Here is a 19,944-nt window from a genome sequence, read left to right as displayed (position 1 = left end):
GCTTAGCTGCCCATCGTCTCGACATAAGAGGTGTCGATCAGCGTCTCTAGCGTGATGTCGGCATCGACCAGCCCTTCGGACTGGAACCACTCCAACTGGTCACGCACCGAAGCCACGTTCAGCTTGGCACCTTCGTTCAACCGCATGGTGCCGTTGATGATCGAGGGCGCCGCCTTGTCGCGCGGGCGGTCGGTGTAGACATATTTATGGATCAGATCGACCATCTCATCGACGCCCGCATCGCCGCTGTCCTTGGCGATCATCGCGGCGTTATAATCGGCGACACCTTTGGAATAGCCCGCAAGGAAATTCTTAGTCATTTCCTGTTCGTCACTGGCGTTCTTGGTCGAGGTAAAGACTGTCGTCACCTGATAATCCGGCAGATAGGTCGCCACATCGCCGATGATATGAACGGCACCCGATCCCGCCAGCGGCTTGGCAATATGCGGCACGATCGACCACGCATCGATCTGGCCCGACTTCAGCGCACCGATCACCGCGCCGACTTTTTGCAGCGGCTTGAACTTGAGGCTGATCCCCTCAGCCTCGGCCATTTTGGCGCCCATGTAGTGAAAGGACGACCCGGCCTGCGTCATGCCAAAGCTTTTGCCATCCAGCATGCTGGGTTCGGTGATGCCCGCCTGATAGGCCGCATCAGAAACGAGGAACTTCTGCCCGTCGATGCCCGGCTCTTCTTGCAGGCCGCCGCCGATCACCTTGACCGCGCCCTTTTGCGCCAGCGACACCAAGCCGCCCGAGATCGCGGTGATCGCATAGTCCACATCGCCGCTGGCAATCGCCACGGCCATCGGCTGCGCGGCCTCGAAAAAGCGCAGTTCAACGTCCAGACCGGCCTCTTGGAAATAGTCCCGCTCAAAGCCGACAAAGCTGCCCGCGTGGCTGGTGAAACGCAGCGCGCCCACGGTGATCTTGCGGTTCTGCGCCAGTGCCGGTGCCGCCAGCCCCACGGCGGTTGCAGCGCCCAAAGTTGCGATGGCCTGACGGCGGTTGAACAGGGTCATAATCTCACTCCTCCAATTTTGCCGCAGCATGGTCGGCGGCCAGACCGAAAGTCAAGCGAGAGCGCCCGCAGCGGCCACAACCAGGACTGGCATCTCATTTCAAAGCATGGCATCGATTTGCCATGAAGCTCTTTTCATCCAAGTCCCGCCCCATGCACCTCGGCCCCTTTCCGCTGGAGCGGCTGCGCCGGTTGCATGCACCCCATGACCAACTGCCGGATGCGCCCATGCCGGTGCTGCGTTTTGAGCGGCCCGAGACGCCCCAGAGCATCTGCAACGCCATGGCCCCCTTCCAAGCGATGATGGACGTGCTGCGCGACGGGCCGGTCAACACGGCGGGCGCGGTGATCCCCGAAAGCCCGGTGGAACGGGCCAATCACCTCAAATCATTTGGTTATTACAACGATGCCTCGATGATGGGCGTCTGCTCCCTGCCGGACGAGGCGCATCTTGCCACGCCCCGGCGCAGCGAAGGCACCGCGCAATTGGCTGAAGGACTGCGTAGCCGCCAGACCAAGACGCTCGCTGCCGGGGTCGATGTCATCATGGCGAACCTGCGCGACGCGGTGGACGCGCCCGAGACCTCGATCGATACTCACAGCCACGCGCTGGTGGTCCTCACCGCCTATCCCCGCGATCCGCGCGAGGATGAATTGGGCAGCGATTGGATCATGGACGCCCAAGCCGAGCGCGCCTGCCTACGCGGGACCGAGAACGCCACCGTGCTGGCCGAATACATCCGCCAATTGGGTTTCGCCGCCAAGGTGCATTCAGGCACCACCGCCGATGTGAACCTCGGCCCAATGGCCGTGGCGGCGGGGTTGGCGGTTTGGGAAGACAACACACTGCAAGCCCCGTGGATCGGCGCGCGTTTCGGGCTGGCGGTGGTGACCACCGACATGGACCTCGCGCCCGATATGCCGCTTGTTCCGCTGGCCGATCAGCCGTGGTCTGTACTCAAAGGCCCGCATTGGCAGTTGGGCACCCATGGCGGCGTCAGCGCCCGCGATGTCGATCCTTACGCGCGGCGCGACTATGCCGCAGGGCCGCATCCATTTGAGACGCTGAAACGGGTGGATGAGCCGACCACCTACATCGACGCGCCGAACGTGCCGCGCGTGCCGAAACGCGGCGATCTTTTCGCACGCGGGCAGTTCGGCGACATGGGGCCGAAGGTGCAGAACGCCATGAAAGGCGGGCACCATGTAGTGAAATCCGCCCCCTCCGCCGCGCAGCGCCGTCTGCTGGGCGCGCTGATCTTGCTGCAAAACGGACCGGTGAACGATGCCGCCCCTGCGATGACAGACAGCGCCCGCAATGCCGCCAACCTCAAGGCGGCAAGCTATTTTCTGGGGGCCGATGCTGCGGGTCTCTCGGCCTGCCCCGATTGGACGTGGTACAGCCATGACGCCACCGGCACCCCGATCACCCCGCCGCATGACCAAGCGCTGAGCCTCATCATCGACCAAGGCTTTGACACGATGGAGGGGTCTTCGGGCGACGATTGGATCGCCGTGTCGCAATCCATGCGGGCCTATCTGCGGTTTTCTATGCTGGGTGGCGTGATGGCCCAGCATCTGCGCAACCTCGGCCATTCCGCCAAAGCGCATACGGTGATGGATGGCGATGTGCTGCAACCGCCGCTCTTGTTGCTCGCGGGGCTGGGCGAAGTCTCTCGCATCGGCGAGGTGATCCTGAACCCCTTCCTCGGCCCGCGCCTGAAATCCGGCGTGGTCACGACCACCCTGCCGGTCACCCACGACAAGCCCATCGACTTTGGCCTGCAAAAGTTCTGCGAAGCCTGCAATAAATGCGCCCGCGAATGCCCCTCGGGGGCGATCACCGCCGGGCCGAAGAAGATGTTCAACGGCTATGAAATCTGGAAATCCGACAGCCAAAAATGCGCCACCTACCGGATCACCAACCAAGGCGGCGCAATGTGCGGGCGTTGCATGAAGACCTGCCCATGGAACCTTGAAGGACTCTTCGCCGAGGCCCCCTTCCGCTGGGCCGCCTCCAACATCCCCGCCGCCGCACCGCTGCTGGCCAAGCTGGACGACAAGGTCGGCAAGGGCCGCCTGAACCCGGTGAAAAAGTGGTGGTGGGACATCGAACGCAAACCCTCGGGCCAGTTCGACACGCCTGCCCAGCCGGTGAACGCCCGTGATCTGCAACCCGATCTGGACCTCAAATTCGAGGATCAAACCCTCGCCGTCTACCCCGCCCCACTGGCCCCGCACCCATGGCCCTACCCCGACCCGATGAACCGCGAGGCCGGGATCGCCGCCCATGCCGCGCTGCTGAGCGCGGATGAACACCGCCGCAAAACGGCCGCTGGCGATACCGATCACTTGCATCTCTACAAGGTCGGCAGCGACACCCCCGTGCTCGACCTGCGGATCACCGAGGTGATCCGTCTGAACGCGACCACCGCCCTTTATGACATTGCCCACCCCGAAGGCCATGACCTGCCCGCATGGTCCGCTGGCGCGCATCTTGATCTGGTCGTCGCGCCGGAATTCCTGCGCCCCTATTCGCTGCTGGGCGACCCGTCCGACCGCAAACGCTACCGCATCGCGGTGCTGCGCGAAGATGCAGGCCGGGGCGGATCAGCCCTGCTCCACCGGGTTTTCACCAAGGGGCGACGCATCTTTGTCGGCAAGCCGGTCAACCATTTTGAAATGGTCGAGGACGCGCCGCATAGCCTGCTCATGGGCGGCGGCATCGGCATCACGCCGATGATCGCTTTTGCGCACCGGCTGCACGCCCTTGGGCGACCCTTTGACCTGCACTACTCGGCCTCTGACCGCGAAGCGGCGGCCTTTGCCGAGGAACTGGCGCAGGCCCCTTGGGCCGACCGTGTACACCTGCATATCTCATCTGAAAGCACCCGCGCCGACCTGCCCGCCATCATGGAACGCAGCGCGCCGGGCACCCATGTCTACACCTGCGGCGCGGATGCCTACATGCAGTCGGTCATGGCCGCCGCCGAGGCCGCGGGCATCCCCGAAGACGCGCGGCATCTGGAATATTTCTCAACCCCCGAGGTGCCAGATTACGTCAATCACCCCTTCACGCTAAAACTCACCTCAGGCCGCGAGATCGCCGTCTCAGCCGAAGAAACCGCCGCCGACGCGCTGATCGCGGCAGGGGTGCCGGTGGATCTGAAATGCAGCGATGGCATCTGCGGCGTCTGTAAATGCGGCCTGCGCGGCGGCGCGGTCGAACATCGTGATTTCGTGCTTTCGGCCAAGCAGCGCGAAGGCGCGATCATCCTCTGCCAGTCACGCGCGGCAGAGGCAGGCGGCGTGCTGGAACTCGACCTCTAACCCCTTTCGCAAAAAGCGCGCAGCCGTTAAGAGAAGCCAACCTCTGCAACAAAGGGCTGCCCCCATGACATTCGACCGTTCGATCAAGATCGCCCCCTCCATCCTCGCCGCCGATTTCGCCAACTTCGGTGCCGAATGCGAAGCCATTGAGGCCCAAGGCGCGGACTGGGTGCATGTGGATGTGATGGACGGGCATTTCGTGCCCAACATCACCTTCGGCCCCGCCACCTGCGCGGCGATCCGGCCCCACATCAAGGGCGTGATGGACGTGCATCTGATGATCGCCCCGGTCGATCCCTATATCGAAGCCTTCGCCAAGGCGGGCGCCGATGTGATCACCGCCCATGTCGAGGCCACCCCCCATATCCACCGCACGCTTCAGGCGATCCGCGGCGCGGGCGCGAAAGCGGGTGTGGCACTAAACCCCGGCACGCCAGCCAGCGCGGTGGCCGAACTGCTCGACATGGTCGACCTCATCTGCGTGATGACCGTGAACCCCGGCTTCGGTGGCCAGAAGTTCATCGACATGACAGCCAAAATCCGCGACCTGCGCGCGATGATCGGTGACCGGCCCGTGCATATCGAGATCGACGGCGGCGTCGATCCCAAGACCGCGCCGCTGGTGGCGCAGGCCGGGGCCGATGTGCTGGTGGCGGGCTCCGCCGTCTTCAAGGGTGGCTCGGTGAGCAACCCCGCGCCCTACGGCGAAAACATCCGCGCGATCCGCGCCGCCGCCGAAGGCACCTACGTCTGATCTGGCCGGGCGCGGTTCAAGCCGCGCCTAGCCCTCCAGCCGGTCGGCAAAGGCCGTCAGCAGCCGGTGTTTCAGGATCTTGCCTGTGGGTGCGGCGGGCAGGTCCGTGGCCACGATGATCTGCGCGGGCCGCTTGTAGCCGGTCAGCCGCTCTTTGACGAAACTGCGCAACTCCTCTGCCGTCACCTCGTCGCCGGGGGCGACCTGCACGAAGGCCAGCACCTCTTCGTCGCCTTCGCGCCGCCGTCCGACCACGGCCGATTGCACCACGCGCGGGTGATCGTTCAACGCGGCTTCGACCTCGGGCGGATAAACGTTGAAACCGCCGTGAATGATTAATTCCTTGCTGCGCCCGAGAATGTGCAACCGCCCATCCTCATCGAGCTTGCCCAGATCGCCGGTGTGCAACCAGCCCTCGGCGTCGATGGCTTTGTCGGTCTCGGTCGGGTTGCGGTAGTAGCCTTTCATCACATGCGGTCCGCGCACCAGCACTTCGCCTTCGCCCGCGCCATTGCCGCCGGGCGCTTGGTCGTCGATCTTGCATTCGGTGCCCGGCGTGACCGGTCCGACCGAAGTATCGGGCGAGCCAAGCGCGTTGGTGGTGGCCGATGCGCCCGAGCATGTCTCGGTCATGCCAAAGCCGTTTTGCAGCGGCAGTTCATAAAACGCCTCGGCTTTGCGTTTCCACGCCGGATCAAGCGGTGCACCGCCCGATGAAACATAGCGCAGCTTGGGGCTTTCGAGTTTGGGCATCCCGCGCTCGCGCGAGTACTGCATCACCAGCGCGTGCATCTGCGGCACAGCGGGAAGGATCGTGACATCCTCGTGGGTTGCGGCATGCAGCTTCGCCGCCGAGAAACGGCTCTCCTGCCGGACCTTCGCGCCAGAACTCACCGCGGCCATCAAGACAGACACCAAACCGAAAACATGAGTCATCGGCAGCACGCCGTAAACCACATCACCCGGCACCATCTGTCGCAGGTCCGCCGAGGCACGCGCGCCAAAGCGCAGGTTCTGATGGGTCAGCATCACCCCCTTGGGATCGCCCGTGGTGCCGGTGGTATAAAGCAGCACCGCCACATCATGCAGATCGGCGTCGGGGCTGCTGGGCAGCGGTGTGGCAAGGTGCAGGCTGCCGAAAGCGCCCGAGACCTCACGTGCGTTCAGCCGCGCCGCATGGGCCGCCGCTTCGGGCGAGACATCGCAGGTCAGCAGCACCGCCGCCGGGGTGGCGTGATCGATGATGCGGGTGACTTCGGCTTCGGTCTGGCGGGCATTGACGGGGATCGCCACCGCGTCCAACTCCCACGCGGCATAGAGCGAGGCCACCGCCGCAACACAGTTTTCCACCATCAAAAGCACGCGGTCGCCCGCCTGCACTCCCGCGCTGCGCATCTCAGCGGCCAAGGCCACGCGCGCACGGTCCAGATCGGCATAGCTCCACGCGGCGCCGCTGGCGTCACTCAGCGCGGGCGCCTCTGGTCGGGTCGCCAATTGCTCAGCTAGAAAATCCTGTACCCTGGCATTCATGGGTGTCTCCTCCTGCCTATTCGCGACCCCCTCCTCCGGCGGCCGCTGCCCGGCTAAAACCGGGGCTTTCGTTTTTCCAAAAAGGCCGCGATCCCTTCGGCGGCCTCATCCCCGCCAGCCGCGTGGGCCATGGCGTTGCGTTCGGCATCAAGCTGATCGGCCTCTTCGGCCTCATAGGCCTGCGCCACCAACTGCCGGATCGCGCCTTGGGCAGCACGCGGCCCGGCGGCGAGCGTATCGGCCAGCATCAGCGCCTCGTCCAAGGCTTTGCCTTTGGCGCAGATACGGTTGACCGCGCCGAGTTCGGCAAAGCGCATCGCCATGACGGGACGGCCCAGAAGGCACATCTCCATCGACAAGGGCCGCGGCAAAAGCCGCGCCAAAGAAGCCGTCAGACCGGCATCCGGCACCAACCCGGCCTTCACATAGGCGGCAGTGAACTGCGCCTCTTCGCAGGCCACGATCATGTCGCAGGCCAGCGCCAGCGACAGCCCCGCCCCGGCAGCGCCACCTTCGATGGCGGCGATGACAGGCACCGGGCAAGCACGCATGGCGCGGACCAGATCATGCAGCCCATCCACCCGCTCGCGGCGCTCGGCCTCGGTCAGTTTGCGCCGTTCGATCAGCACGTTAAGGTCTCCCCCCGCGCAGAAAAAGCGCCCTTCGGAGGTGAGGATCACCGCGCGGATGCGCGGGTCTTCGGCTAGGGTCATGGCTTCGGCAATCGCCTCGTAAAGCTCTGGCGTCAGCGCCCCGCGTTTCTCGGCGTTGCCGTTCCAGACGATCAGCCTGTCGCCCCGGTCTTCGATCCGCGCACTCATGTTTTTGCCCTTTTGAAAACGCCCGTCGCACGCGACAGCAGCTTGCCCTCGGCATCATGCAACTGCGCCTCGGCATAGAGGATTTTATACCCCCCGCCCGTGACGCGGCCTGTGGCAACGACTTGGCCCTCGCGCACCGCCAAGATGTAATCGGTGGTCAGCGACAGGGTCAGCATCGGCACGAAGGGCCCGCTCATCGCGCAGTGCCGCGCACAGGCAAAGCCCGTGGCCACATCCAAGAGCAACGTATGCAACCCCCCGTGCAGCACACCTGAGACGTTCAGGTGCTGCGGGCCGAGGTCGAGTGTCACGCGGGTGCTGCCATCGGGGTTCGACAGGTCGGGTTGAAACCCGATCAGCTGTTGAACCCCGCTGGTCGGTGCCTCATGCGGCGGATAGTGCAATGAACCGCTCCAGATGATGATCAACGTCGCCAAAGCGGTGGTCCGCCATGGTGATGCGTTTGGCGATATGGGCCAGTTCGTACTCCTGCGTCATGGCGATGCCGCCGTGCATCTGGATCGTGTCTTCGGCCACCAGACGGCCCACGCGGCCCATCAGGTTTTTGGCGGCTGAGACGTGACGCTCGCGGCTGGCGCGGTCGTCAGCCAGATGGCCTGCGGCATTGATCACGGCAGAGCGCGCCTGTTCGAGGTCAATCAGCAGGTCCGACATGCGGTGCGCCAGCGCTTGGAAGCTACCAATCGGGCGGCCGAACTGCTTGCGCGTGCCGAGGTATTCGCGGGTCAGATCGCAGGCGGTTTCCATCGCGCCCAGCGTTTCCGCGCAGAGTGCGGTGGTCGCGACGGCCACACGGGCCTCAATCGCGTCAAACGCCTTGCCAGCCTCGCCCAAGCGAGCGCTTTCGGGCAGGGTTACATCATCCAGTGTAACTTCGGCGGCGCGGCCACCGGCCAGCAGGGCATAGCCCGTGACGGTGAGCCCTTTGGTATCCGCTGGCACAAGGAACAGCGAAATGCCTGCCTGATCGCCAGCCTCTCCGCTTTCGCGGGCAGAGACGACGAGCATGTCGGCAGCCTCGGCATTGGCGACGACGGCTTTGCGACCGTTCAACACGATGTCACTGCCGTTTTGTGACGCAGTGGTGGTGACGCGCTCAAGGTCATAGCGGCTGGTCGGCTCACCATGGGCAAAGGCCAGTTGCAACGCGCCGCCGATCAGTGCCTCAATATGTTCCTGCTGCGCTTCACTGCCCAGATCGGCAATCAGCCCACCAGCCAGCACGGCGCTGTCGAGCAGCGGCTCGACCACACCGGCGCGGCCCAGTTCTTCGAACACGGTGGTCACGTCGAAACCCGCGCCGCCAAAGCCGCCTTGGTCTTCGGTGAAAAGCGCGCCGATGACGCCCAATTCGGCCAAGCCGTTCCAGATGTCAGCAGAGAAGCCTGCTTCGCTTTCCAGAATGCCATTGCGCGTGGCGGTGTCGTATTTATCGCGCAGGAAACGGCGCAGGCTGTCTTGCAGCATCTGGCGTTCTTCGGTTAGGTCGAAATTCATTTTGCACCTCCCAGCGTTGTCTTGGCGATGATCTGCCGCTGGATTTCGTTGGAGCCGCCAAAGATCGACAGCTTACGGTTGTTGAAATACTGCGCGGCCACCGGACCGGCCTCGTTCGGATCGGGCAGCGCGTCGTTGCTGCCTGCCACCGCTTCCGAGGCGAAGGGCATCGCATAGACGCCAGCCGCACGGCGCGCGAGGTCGTTGATTTCCTGCCGGATGATCGTGCCTTTGACCTTGAGCATCGAGGATTCCACCCCCGGTGCCTGCCCTGCGGCGGCCTTGGAGATGATGCGCAAGTTGGTCGTGGCCATCGCCATCAGATCAATCTCTGCCTGCGCCACGCGGGCAGCGAAATGCGGGTTCTCGATCAGCGGGCGGCCCCCGGCCATTTCGGATTTCGCGATGCGTTTCACGGCCTGAAGACCGGCTTGGGAGAAGCCCACACCGGCAATGTTGGTGCGCTCATGGGTCAGCAGGTACTTGGCGTAGGTCCAGCCCTTGTTCTCTTCGCCGACGAGGTTCTCGGCAGGCACTTTGACATTGTCAAAGAATACCTCGTTCACCTCGGCGCCGCCATCCAGCAGGATGATCGGGCGCACGGTGATGCCCGGCGTCTCCATGTCGATCAGCAGGAAAGAGATGCCCTCTTGCTGCTTCACGTCCTTGTCGGTCCGCACGAGGCAGAAGATCATGTTGGCGTGTTGGCCCAGCGTCGTCCAAGTCTTTTGACCGTTGACGATGTAATGGTCGCCGTCCTTGACCGCCGTGGTTTTGAGCGAGGCGAGGTCCGACCCCGCGCCCGGCTCGGAATAACCCTGACACCACCAGTCTTCGCCCGAGAGAATGCGCGGCAGCCAGTAGTCCTGCTGCTCTTTCGAGCCGAACTTTTGCAGCACGGGGGCCAGCATCGACAGGCCAAAGGGCACGATGCGCGGCGCGTGATGAGCAGCGGCCTCTTCCTCGAAAATATGGCGCTGCACGGCGTTCCACGCGGCCCCGCCGAATTCCTTGGGCCAGTTGGTGGCCAGCCAGCCTTGATCGTTCAGGATGGCGTGCCAGCGTTCGTGATCATCCTTCGAAAGCTCCTGCCCACGGCGCACCTTTTCGGAAAGCTCGCTTGGCAGTTTCTCGGTGAGGAATTGGCGCACCTCCTCGCGGAAGGCGCGTTCTTCGTCGGTATAGCTCAGGTCCATGTCGGCCCCCTTTAGTAGATTTCGAAGAGGCCAGCCGCCCCCATGCCGCCGCCGATGCACATCGTCACGACGCCCAGTTTCGCGCCGCGGCGGTGGCCTTCGCGCAGAATGTGGCCGGTCATCCGCGCCCCGGTCATGCCGAAGGGGTGGCCGATAGCGATCGAGCCGCCATTCACGTTGCATTTATCGGGGTCGATGCCGAGTCTATCGCGGCAGTAGAGCGCTTGGCTCGCGAAGGCTTCGTTCAGCTCCCACAGGTCGATGTCATCGACGGTCAGCCCGTGACGTTCCAGCAGACGCGGCACGGCAAAGACCGGGCCGATGCCCATTTCATCGGGCTCGCAACCCGCGACGGCGAAGCCTTTGAACGCGCCCATGGCTTGCAGGCCCTGTTGCTCGGCCTCTTTGCTGTCCATCAGCACGAGGGCTGCAGCGCCATCCGACAGTTGGCTGGCGTTGCCCGCGGTGATGAAAGCCCCCTCGCCGCGCACGGGCGTCAGGCCCGCAAGCCCTTCGAGCGTGGTGCCGGGCCGGTTGCATTCGTCGCGGTCCACTGTGACCTCGCGGGTGGAGATCTCCTTGGTCTCCTTGTCCTGCACGCCCATGGTGGTCTGCATCGGGACGATTTCGTCATCAAAGAGACCGGCCTCTTGCGCGGCGGCAATCAACTGCTGGCTGCGCAGGCCATAGGCGTCCTGATCCTCGCGGCTGATGTTGTAGCGTTTGGCCACGATGTCGGCTGTGTCGATCATCGCCATATAGACCTCGGGCTTATGCTCCTTGAGCCAGGCCTCTTTCACCGATTTCACATCCGGCTGGATCAGCGAAATGCTCTCGACCCCGCCTGCAACCATCGGGCCTGCGCCCTCTTGGCAGATTGCGTTGGCGGCCATGGCGACGGTCTGCAGACCGGAAGAACAGAAGCGGTTCACGGTCACGCCCGAGGCGGTCACCGGCAGGCCCGCGCGCAGGGCGATCTGCCGCGCGATGTTCGAGCCGGTGGCCCCTTCGGGGTAGCCGCAGCCGATCATCACGTCTTCGATCGCCGAGGGATCGATGCCCGAGCGTTTGACCGCTTCGGCAACGACATGGCCTCCCATGGTGGCACCGTGGGTCATGTTGAACGACCCGCGAAAGGATTTGGCCAGCCCGGTACGGACGGCGGAGACGATGACAGCCTGTTTCATTTGGCAGCTTCCTTGTTCAGATCATCAAAAGTGCGGTTGGTCTTGACCAGTTCGACCAGCAGCGGCGCTGGTTTCCAGAACCACGGGTCTTTCTCGGCAAACCCTTCGATGGCGGCGAGGACATTGGGCAGGCCCTGAATATCGGCCCATTTCATTGGGCCACCCCAATAGCGCGGGAAGCCGTAGCCAAAGAGCAGCGTCATATCGATGTCGAGCGGGCGTTTCGCGATGCCCTCTTCCAGCACCTTGGCCGCCTCATTGACCATGGCGCACATGTAGCGGCGCACGATCTCTGCATCGGTGAACTCGCGCGGGGCGATGCCGCGCTCCTTCTGCTCTTCCTCGATCAGGCGGGTGATTTCCGGGTTCGGCGTGCCGCCGCGTTTGCCCTTTTCGTAGATGTAGTAGCCTTGGCCGGTCTTCTGGCCGAAGTGGCCTTGTTCGCAGAGCCGGTCGATATAGGTCGGCACCCGCTCCTCGGGGTGGCGCGTGGCGGCTTTGCGCTTACGGGTGGCCCAGCCGATGTCGAGCCCGGCCAGATCGGCCACGGCGAAGGGGCCCATGGCAAAGCCGAATTTCTCAAGTGCCGCGTCGATCTTGTAAGGGCTGGCGCCGTCCAGCACCATGTGGTCCGCCGCGGTGCGGTAGGTGGCGAGGATGCGGTTGCCGATGAAGCCATCGCAGACGCCCGCGCGCACGCTGATCTTGCCGAGCGCCTTGCCCAAGGCAAAGCCAGTGGCGACCACATCTTTCGCGGTCTTGTCGGCGACGACGACCTCAAGCAGTTTCATCACATGCGCGGGCGAGAAGAAGTGCAGCCCGATGACATCGCCGGGGCGCGAGGTGCTGGCGGCGATCTCGTTCACGTCCAGATAGGAGGTGTTGGAGGCCAGCACGCAGCCCGGCTTGCAGACCGCGTCGAGTTTGCCGAAGACCTGCTTTTTGACGTCCATGTCTTCAAACACCGCTTCGACCACCAGATCGACGTCGGAAAGGCTGGCGTAGTCGGTGGAGACGGTAAGCGCCTCACCCGTCAGATGGTCGAATTTCGCCTGATCGATCTTGCCGCGTTTCAGCGCGCCTTGGAGGTTGCCCGAGATACGCTCATGCGCGGCCTTGGCGGCTTCGTCCTTCATCTCGATCAGCACGACCGAGAAGCCCGACAGCAGTGCTGCCGTGGCGATGCCCGCGCCCATGGTGCCGCCACCGATGACGCCGATGGCTTTCAACTCGCGCGGCTCGACACCCTTGAGTTCCGGCAGGTTGCTGACCGCCCGTTCCGAGAAAAACGCATGGATCATGCCCTGCCGCTGGTCGGTGTTCATCAGTTCCGAGAAGATGCGGCGCTCGGCCTTCATGCCTTCTTCGAAGGGTTTTTCGACACCCGCCTGCACGGCGCGCACGGCCTCGGCAGGGGAAATCTGGCCACGACCCTTTTTCAGCGTCGCCTCATAGGCGGCGTCCCAATCGATCGGCGCAGGCGCGGGCATCTCGCAGATCGGGCGACGCTCGGCACCGCTGTCGAGCAATTCGCGGACGTAGGCGAGACCGACCTCCTGCGGATCACCCTCTTCCACCCGGTCGACGATGCCCATCTCAAGCGCCTGCGGTGCCTTGATGTGGCGGCCCGTGGTGATCGCATCCAGCGCGGGTTCAACGCCAATGAGGCGCGGCAGGCGTTGTGTCCCGCCTGCGCCGGGGATCAGGCCAAGGTGCACCTCAGGCAGACCGACCCGGGCCGAGGGCTGGGCGATGCGGTAATGCGCCGAGAGCGCAACTTCGAGACCACCACCAAGGCTGACGCCATGCATGGAGGCCACGACCAGAAGCGGCGACGCTTCGATGCGGCTGCACAGGTTCGGCAGATGCGGCTCCATCGGCGGCTTGCCGAATTCGGTGATGTCGGCCCCCGCGATAAAAGCGCGGCCTTCGCCCACGATCATCACGGCGCGCACGCCGTCTTCAGCCTCGGCGCGGTCCATACCCTCGGCCAAACCTTGGCGCACGGCTTGGCTCAGCGCGTTAACGGGCGGGTTTTCGATGCGCAGCACGACGATGTCGTCATGGCGGGAATAGGCAATCTTGTCAGTCATATCAGTAACTCCTTGATCTATCCGCGCCGGGACAGGGCCGGTGCCCGTCCGGTGCGTTGTTCGATGCCGCTGACCACGTCGCGCAGCGCTGGCCCCACTTGTGACAGAATGCGGCTGTCGGGCAAGTCGCCCGGCAAGGCGCCGCAGGTAAAGGCCACAGGCTCGCCGAATTCCCCTGCGTAATAGGGCACGCTCACGGCGTTGATGCTACGGGCATAGCGGGTTTCAGGCGGGGCGAGGACAAAGCCCTGCGCCAGCAATTGCTCATACCCCTCACGGCGGAAATTGCGCAGCCGGTCATCCGGCTCCAGCCCGTCAAAACGGTTCTCGTCCAGACTGGCCAGCGTGGCGAGGCCAGAGGACGAACCATAGACCGGGATACGGTGACCCGGCTCTAGCCAGATGGTCGAAGCGGTATGCGGACGCCATGTGCGCACCAGCATCATCCGGTCGCCGTCGCGCACGGCGATCAGCGCCAGCGTGCGTGTTTCATCCGCCAGTTGCTGCATCGCATCTGACGCCATATCGACAAAGCTGACCGCGACAGAGGCGACCGAGCCAAGCGCAATCGCCGCAGGCCCAAGCCGGAACTTATCGTTGCGCCCGCCATGCGCCAGATAGCCCAGTTCGCACAGCGTATAGGTCAGCCGCGAAACCGTCGGTTTCGGCAGGCCCGTCCGCTCGGCGATCTGCGCGTGGCTCAGCCCGCTGTCGCTGGCGCGGAACGCCCGCAAAATGCCAAGACCCCGCGCCAGCGTATTGGCGAACTTACGGTCCGTGACGGTATCCGACGCCGCCTTGTTCATCTTGCCGCCATCGGGATCAAAAGCGAGATCATCGGGAAGGACATGATGAGGATCAGCACGATGAAGTCGACGCTGAGGAACCGGGTGATGCCCGCAAAGATCTTATCGATCGGTGCTTCGCGGCCCACCACATTGGCGATGACAAAGACGTTCAAGCCGACGGGCGGTGTAATCAGGCCGATCTCCAGCAGTTTGATGACCACGACGCCGAACCAAATGAGGTTGAGGTCATAGCTTTCCACCAGTGGGATCATCAGCGGCAGGGTCAGCACCATGATGCCAATGGGATCAAGGAACATGCCCAAGAGCAGATAGATCAGCGCGATGCAGAGCATCAGCACAACCAGCGACATCTGCGCGTCTGAGACGAAGCCCACGATGGTGCCCGCGACGCCCGTCAGCGCGACGAAGGCCACAAAGATCTTGGCACTGGCGGCGATGAGGAAGATCGCGGAGGTCTGCACGCAGGTCTCCTTGACCGCGGCCCAGAGGCCAGCCCAATCCAGCTTGCGCTGCACGAAACCGATCAACGTGGCGGAGACGACGCAGACGGCGGCGGCTTCGGTCGCGGTGAAGATACCGCCGTAGATGCCGCCGATGATCAGCACGAAAAGCAGGATCGCAGGCCAGCTATCAAGGGCCGCCTGCCAACGCTCACGCGCGGTGTAGCGTTGGTCGGTCGAGGGTGCTACCGCCGGATCGCGCCAGACCCAGACGGCGATGACCAGCACAAAGCCCGCCAGCGTCAGCAGCCCCGGCAGAACACCCGCGAGGAACAGCGACGAGATCGAAGTCTCGGTGAAAATGCCGTAGATGATGAACAGAACCGACGGGGGAATGAGCGAGCCCAATGTGCCCCCCGCCGCGACCGAAGCTGTGGCCAGACGCGGGTCATAGCCCATGCGCAGCATCTCGGGCGTGCAGATCTTACCCATGGTCGAGGCGCAGGCGATGGATGAGCCGGTGATCGCGGAAAAGCCCCCGCAGCCCATGACGGAGGCCATGGCCACCCCACCCGGCAGGCGGGTCAGCCAAACCTTGGCCGCGTGGTAGATTTTCGTGGTGATATCCGCGCGATACGCGATATGTCCAAGCGCCACGAAAAGCGGGATCATCGACAGATCGTAAGAGTGAATGAGGTCGAAGGAGTTTGAGAACACCATCGAGGTGGTCGCCTTGATCGCACGTTCGGGCATGAAGGTCCCGGTGCGGAAGGCGAAGATAAAGAAGGTAGCGACGGTTGCCACTGCCGCCAGCGTGAAGGCAATCGGCACGCGCAGGGCGAGCAGGATCAGAACCGCCGCGAAGGCGATCATACCGATGGTTGAGGCATCCATTACAGCACGTCCTTCTCGGCCATAAGGTCGGCCGCATGTTGTTGTTCGTCAGAGACCACGCCGCCCGCCAGCACGGTGCGCCCATCGCGCCACGTAAGTTCGGCCAGCCGCAGGAAGGTCGCGATCATCCCGATCAGGAACAAAAGCCGCCCGGGCCATTTCGGCAGATTGAGGTCGCCGTAGAAAAAGCTGCCTTTCTCGACCACGGCAAAGAACTCGCGCCCGCCGGAATAGATCAGCGGCGCCAGCGCCAGCATCCCGATGGCAGAGCCTGCAACGATCAACACCGAACGCGCGCGGTCGGGAAATCGGTCGGTCACAAAAGCGACCGAGACATGCGCGCGCGCAGCGGTGGCGGCGGCGAGGGGCAGCAGGATGGCGGCGACCATGAGCTCTCGCACCATGGTCACGCTATCGGGCACCTGACTGGCAAAGAGCGCGCGGGCGATCACGTTGGAGGTGATCAACACCCCCAAGGCGATCACCGCCAAAGCGCCCAATCCCAACAGGATTTTCTCCAGATTTACCAACATATGCTGCCCCTCCCCAATATCAGCGATCAGTTGCTTTTGGCTTCCCAAGGATAGCCTTCGGCATCGCGCTGCTCGGTGTATTTGGCGATAAGGCCCTTATACTCTTCCAGCAGGTCGTCGCCCGGCAGACCGGCGGAACCGGCAGTCTCTGCCCATTCGTCGAGGAACTTCTTGCCCGCTTCGACGAGTTGCGCGCGATCCTCTTCGGGCAGGGTGATGACTTCGACGCCCTGTTCCTTCATCGAGGCGATGGCCTTGTCGTTGGCATCGGTGATCAGACGGCCAAACTCATCCGCCATGTCGGACCCGACGGAGGCCAGCGTTTCCTGCTGCTCAGGCGTCAGGCTGTCGTGCATGTCCTTGTTCATGAAGATGCCCAGACCGCCGACCTGACCCCAGTCGAGGATCGTGTAGCTGTCCATCACCTCGGCCTGCTTCAGCGCCGCCACGGCATAGCTGTAGCCCTGCGAACAGTCGATCAGCCCGGTGTCGAGACCTTGGTAGGCGTCATAGATCGACATGTTGACCATGTTCGCGCCCTGCTCACCAAAGACCTTGCCGTAGGCGCCCACGCCGCGGACCTTCTTGCCCGAGATATCCGCCACGGATTTGATCGCGCCGCCCTTGCAGCCGATGTTTACCTGGCTGGTGGTCCAAGTGCCGATATAAACGAGGTTCTTGTCGGCAAGATCGTCTTGGATCGCTTGGCTGGAGCGCATCAGCTCATCCGTGGCGCGCATGCCGACCCAAGCGTCGGGGTTGTTCACCGGCAGGTCGGCGATGCCGTAGCCGGCCATCTCTTGCGGGTAGTAGACTGCGATGACCGAACCGGTGTCGGCCACGCCATCGGCGATGGATTGCACAGCGGCATTGGCCTTAAACAGCGCCCCGCCCCACTGGATGTCGAATCGCATGTCGCCGTCCGAACGCTCGGCGACCTGATCGGCGAACCACTGCAAAGCGTCGGCGCGTGCACCGCGGTTGGGCCCAGCTTCACCGTGAATCAATACAGTTTCAGCGCTTACCGCGCCACCAGCCAGCGCCAGAGCTGCGGCGCAGCTCAGGTGTTTAAAGATTGTCATGTAGGCTCCTCCCAGAGACTTGTTTCGCAATGCAAAACATAGTTTCGCATTTGTCGCAGGTCACGCTAGTCCGCGGACCGAAAGCGATCAAGCGAAACTTCAGCCATCTGAAGAGGGAGCAGTTAGGCTCTTGAATTTGTTAAGCGAAAAATGAGCGCGGGCGGCGGTGTGAGAGACAAACGCCCCGCTTTGCACCCCGGAATCGGCTGATCTGATGGATCGGCCCTGTCCGGTAAAACGGTCACGCCGCTGGGGCGTGACCGAAAGGGTTCGAGATTAATACCAGTCGCCGAATTTGACTTCGACATCGGTGCCGACCCGTTTGGCGAACTCTTCGGGGTCTTGCGTGCCGCCGTCTTTTCCCCGGAAGTGATAGGGGTAGACGTAAGTCGGTTTGAACTCAGCGACGGCAGAGGCAGCGGCGTTTGAATCCATAGTGAACGGCAGGTTCATGCACACGAATGCCAGCGAGATATCGGTCAGCCGGCGCATCTCGGGCGTGTCTTCGGTGTCGCCCGAAATATAGACGCGGAAGCCGTCGAAGCCGAGGATATAGCCGTTGTCGCGCCCCTCGGGGTGAAACTTCTTGCGCTCTTCGGTGATGTTATAGGCCGGGATCGCGTCGATCGGCAGGCCGTTAAACTCGGTGCCTTCGCCATTGGCGATCTTGCTGGCCTTCGCGGCAAGCGCCTCGGGCAGCATGTCAAAGACGGCGGGGTTGGTGATGATCTGCACCTCATCCCCGGCCAGCGCGGCCAGCGTATCGGCGTTGTAGTGGTCGCCATGCTCATGGGTGATGAGGATCAGATCGGCGGCGGGGAAGTCGCTGTATTGCGCGGGCTCGCCCACTGGATCGACATAGATCACCCCCGCGGGCGTCTCCAACACGATAGAGGCGTGGTCGACGGGATGCACCGTGATCGGCCCTGCGCTGGTGTCGAATGTGTCACCGCTATGCGCGGCGGCACGGGCGGCGAAGGGCAGCAGGGTTACGATGCCAGCGGCGGCGGCGGCGGTGGCAAGGAAATGGCGGCGGGTCTGGGACATTTCAGGCTCCTGTTGGTTACTGGAACGGGACATAGCTGCCCCGCCCCGCATTTCAACGCAGCGCCCTTCTTGCGGCAAGCCTATGCCGGGCGCAGACCCAGAATCTCACGCGCTTGTGCAGGCGTGGCGATAGAGCGGTCGTATTTCGCACATAAATCAGCCGCCCGCTGGATCAGCGCTGCGTTGGAAGGTGCCAGCGTATCGCGGTCCAGCCGCACGTTATCCTCCAGCCCCGCGCGGGTATGGCCGCCCGCGGCGATGGCCCATTCGCTCAACACAATCTGGTTCGGCCCGATCCCGGCGGCACACCACTGCGCATCGGGGGCAAGGCGGTTGAGCGTCTGGATGTAGAAATCAAAGGTCTCACGGTCCACCGGCATGGCGTTCTTCACGCCCATGACGAATTGCACGTAAAGCTGGCCGGGAATGCGCCCATCGCGGTTCATTTCGGCGGCTTTGTGGATGTGGCTGAGGTCAAAAGCCTCGATCTCGGGTTTGACCTCATAGGTTTTCATTTCCGAGGCCAGCCAATCGACCAATTCCGGCGGGTTCTCATAAACGCGCGTCGGGAAATTGTTGGACCCGACCGAGAGCGAGGCCATGTCGGGCCGGAGCGAGAGCATCCCGCCCCGCTCCCGCCCCGCGCCGGAGCGCCCGCCGGTGGAGAACTGGATGATCATGCCGGGGCAATGCTTTTGCACGCCTTCCATCAGCCGCGCGAACTTCTCGGGGTCGGAGGACGGGGTCTCGTCGTCGTTGCGCACATGGGCGTGGCAAATGGAGGCCCCGGCTTCGAAGGCTGCGTGGGTCGACTCGACCTGCTCGGCGATCGAGATCGGCACGGCGGGGTTGGCGGCTTTGGTGGGGACGGAGCCGGTGATGGCGACGCAGAGGATGCAGGGGGTGGTCATGGGCGGGGGTCCTGTGGCGGCAGAGGCTTGGCGCAGGTTGAGAAGGCTGCGGGGAGATTTATTGATCAGAGGTCAAATGTCACACAACGGACATCGGCTGTACACCCAGCAGACGCGGGTTGCGGTTCAGCGCTTTTTCACAAATTCGGTCAGGATCACGATGCGCTGGCCTTCGACCCGGCCCTCGATCTGGGCGGGATTGTCGGCGACCAGCGAGATCCGCTGCACGGCGGTGCCGCGTTTGGCGGTGAAGCCCGCGCCTTTGACGGTCAGATCCTTGATCAGCACCACGGTATCGCCCGAGGCCAGCGGCACGCCGTTGCTGTCGCGGTGAGCGGAGGGCTGAGGGACGCTCTCGGCCCATGCGCGCGTCTCATCGTCGAGGTAAAGCTGCTCGGCAAGGTCGCGGGCCCAAGGCTCGGGGATTTTGGCGAGGGTGCGGGCGGCCAAGACCTGAATGGCGGGGTCTTCGGACCACATGGTGGAGGCCAAGGCGCGGAAATGGGCCGGGGCTGGCGTGGCGCTGGCGGTCTGCTCGGCGCAGGTGGCGCAGATTTCGGCGCTGGCGTCAGCGGGGCCGCCGGGGACCGGGGTTTGGATGAGCGGGGCGTTGGCTGTGGCGCAGAGGGGGCATGTCATGGGGGTGGTTTAGGGTGGTGCAGCCGGATTGAACAGTCCGGGGGGCTGTTAAAATGCCGAGCGCGCAATTCGCGAGAATTGGGCCGGGGATACATTGGGTGTGGTTGATTGGGACCGCCGCGTCCGAACCGAGGGGCGG

At 63.6% G+C, this 19,944-nt stretch carries 17 protein-coding genes; 2 read left to right on the top strand and 15 right to left on the bottom strand.

What is annotated here, in order from left to right; all coding sequences use genetic code 11:
* Positions 1-2: 2 nt before the first annotated feature.
* Positions 3-1,022: an ABC transporter substrate-binding protein gene (locus B5M07_RS03505; RefSeq protein ID WP_120350238.1), complete on the bottom strand. Its 1,020-nt coding sequence runs from the start codon at positions 1,020-1,022 to the stop codon at positions 3-5.
* Between the two features lie 122 nt (positions 1,023-1,144).
* Between B5M07_RS03505 and B5M07_RS03500 the strand changes: the two genes are divergently transcribed.
* The gene (locus tag B5M07_RS03500) at positions 1,145-4,351 is read left to right on the top strand and encodes a 4Fe-4S double cluster binding domain-containing protein (RefSeq protein WP_120350237.1); all 3,207 of its coding nucleotides are present in this window, start codon (positions 1,145-1,147) and stop codon (positions 4,349-4,351) included.
* A 64-nt stretch (positions 4,352-4,415) separates the two neighbouring features.
* Complete coding sequence (rpe, locus tag B5M07_RS03495) at positions 4,416-5,105, top strand: ribulose-phosphate 3-epimerase (RefSeq protein WP_120350236.1); 690 nt, start codon at positions 4,416-4,418, stop codon at positions 5,103-5,105.
* Positions 5,106-5,132: 27 nt separating this feature from the next.
* Here rpe and B5M07_RS03490 read toward each other — a convergent pair whose 3' ends face one another.
* The 14 genes from B5M07_RS03490 to B5M07_RS03425 form a co-directional block, all read right to left on the bottom strand.
* On the bottom strand, positions 5,133-6,635 hold the full coding sequence (locus B5M07_RS03490) for a class I adenylate-forming enzyme family protein (RefSeq protein ID WP_120350235.1): 1,503 nt from the start codon (positions 6,633-6,635) through the stop codon (positions 5,133-5,135).
* Between the two features lie 53 nt (positions 6,636-6,688).
* Positions 6,689-7,456, bottom strand: a complete 768-nt coding sequence (locus tag B5M07_RS03485; protein WP_120350234.1) for an oxepin-CoA hydrolase, alternative type — start codon at positions 7,454-7,456, stop codon at positions 6,689-6,691.
* Positions 7,453-7,860 (bottom strand): PaaI family thioesterase, encoded by a 408-nt coding sequence (locus B5M07_RS03480; protein ID WP_120350233.1) that lies wholly within the window; start codon positions 7,858-7,860, stop codon positions 7,453-7,455. Before B5M07_RS03480 ends, B5M07_RS03485 begins: the two co-directional genes overlap by 4 nt.
* Positions 7,841-8,974, bottom strand: coding sequence for an acyl-CoA dehydrogenase family protein (locus tag B5M07_RS03475; RefSeq protein ID WP_120350232.1), 1,134 nt, complete (start codon positions 8,972-8,974; stop codon positions 7,841-7,843). Before B5M07_RS03475 ends, B5M07_RS03480 begins: the two co-directional genes overlap by 20 nt.
* Entirely contained in the window at positions 8,971-10,170 is a 1,200-nt protein-coding gene (locus tag B5M07_RS03470) for an acyl-CoA dehydrogenase family protein (protein ID WP_120350231.1), read from the bottom strand. Before B5M07_RS03470 ends, B5M07_RS03475 begins: the two co-directional genes overlap by 4 nt.
* Positions 10,171-10,181: 11 nt before the next feature.
* Positions 10,182-11,357, bottom strand: coding sequence for an acetyl-CoA C-acyltransferase (locus tag B5M07_RS03465; RefSeq protein WP_120350230.1), 1,176 nt, complete (start codon positions 11,355-11,357; stop codon positions 10,182-10,184).
* A complete protein-coding gene (locus B5M07_RS03460; protein ID WP_120350229.1) occupies positions 11,354-13,450 on the bottom strand; it encodes a 3-hydroxyacyl-CoA dehydrogenase NAD-binding domain-containing protein in 2,097 nt (698 codons plus the stop codon). Before B5M07_RS03460 ends, B5M07_RS03465 begins: the two co-directional genes overlap by 4 nt.
* A gap of 17 nt (positions 13,451-13,467) precedes the next feature.
* A complete protein-coding gene (locus B5M07_RS03455; protein WP_120350228.1) occupies positions 13,468-14,256 on the bottom strand; it encodes an IclR family transcriptional regulator in 789 nt (262 codons plus the stop codon).
* Positions 14,253-15,593 (bottom strand): TRAP transporter large permease, encoded by a 1,341-nt coding sequence (locus B5M07_RS03450; protein ID WP_067940100.1) that lies wholly within the window; start codon positions 15,591-15,593, stop codon positions 14,253-14,255. The genes B5M07_RS03455 and B5M07_RS03450 overlap by 4 nt, the downstream gene beginning before the upstream one ends.
* A complete protein-coding gene (locus tag B5M07_RS03445) occupies positions 15,593-16,126 on the bottom strand; it encodes a TRAP transporter small permease (RefSeq protein WP_120350227.1) in 534 nt (177 codons plus the stop codon). The genes B5M07_RS03450 and B5M07_RS03445 overlap by 1 nt, the downstream gene beginning before the upstream one ends.
* Positions 16,127-16,152: 26 nt before the next feature.
* On the bottom strand, positions 16,153-17,208 hold the full coding sequence (locus B5M07_RS03440) for a C4-dicarboxylate TRAP transporter substrate-binding protein (RefSeq protein WP_120350226.1): 1,056 nt from the start codon (positions 17,206-17,208) through the stop codon (positions 16,153-16,155).
* Positions 17,209-17,484: 276 nt separating this feature from the next.
* Positions 17,485-18,255 (bottom strand): MBL fold metallo-hydrolase, encoded by a 771-nt coding sequence (locus B5M07_RS03435; protein WP_120350225.1) that lies wholly within the window; start codon positions 18,253-18,255, stop codon positions 17,485-17,487.
* Positions 18,256-18,335: 80 nt separating this feature from the next.
* Positions 18,336-19,166 (bottom strand): 3-keto-5-aminohexanoate cleavage protein, encoded by an 831-nt coding sequence (locus tag B5M07_RS03430; protein WP_120350224.1) that lies wholly within the window; start codon positions 19,164-19,166, stop codon positions 18,336-18,338.
* 126 nt (positions 19,167-19,292) lie between these two features.
* Positions 19,293-19,805, bottom strand: coding sequence for an alkylphosphonate utilization protein (locus B5M07_RS03425; protein ID WP_120350223.1), 513 nt, complete (start codon positions 19,803-19,805; stop codon positions 19,293-19,295).
* Between the last annotated feature and the right edge of the window lie 139 nt (positions 19,806-19,944).

It is taken from the genome of Sulfitobacter sp. D7 (assembly GCF_003611275.1).
GTDB classification, from domain to species: domain Bacteria; phylum Pseudomonadota; class Alphaproteobacteria; order Rhodobacterales; family Rhodobacteraceae; genus Sulfitobacter; species Sulfitobacter profundi.
The sequence above is the reverse complement of the archived record's forward strand: the minus strand, read 5'-3'. Positions and strand labels throughout refer to the sequence as shown.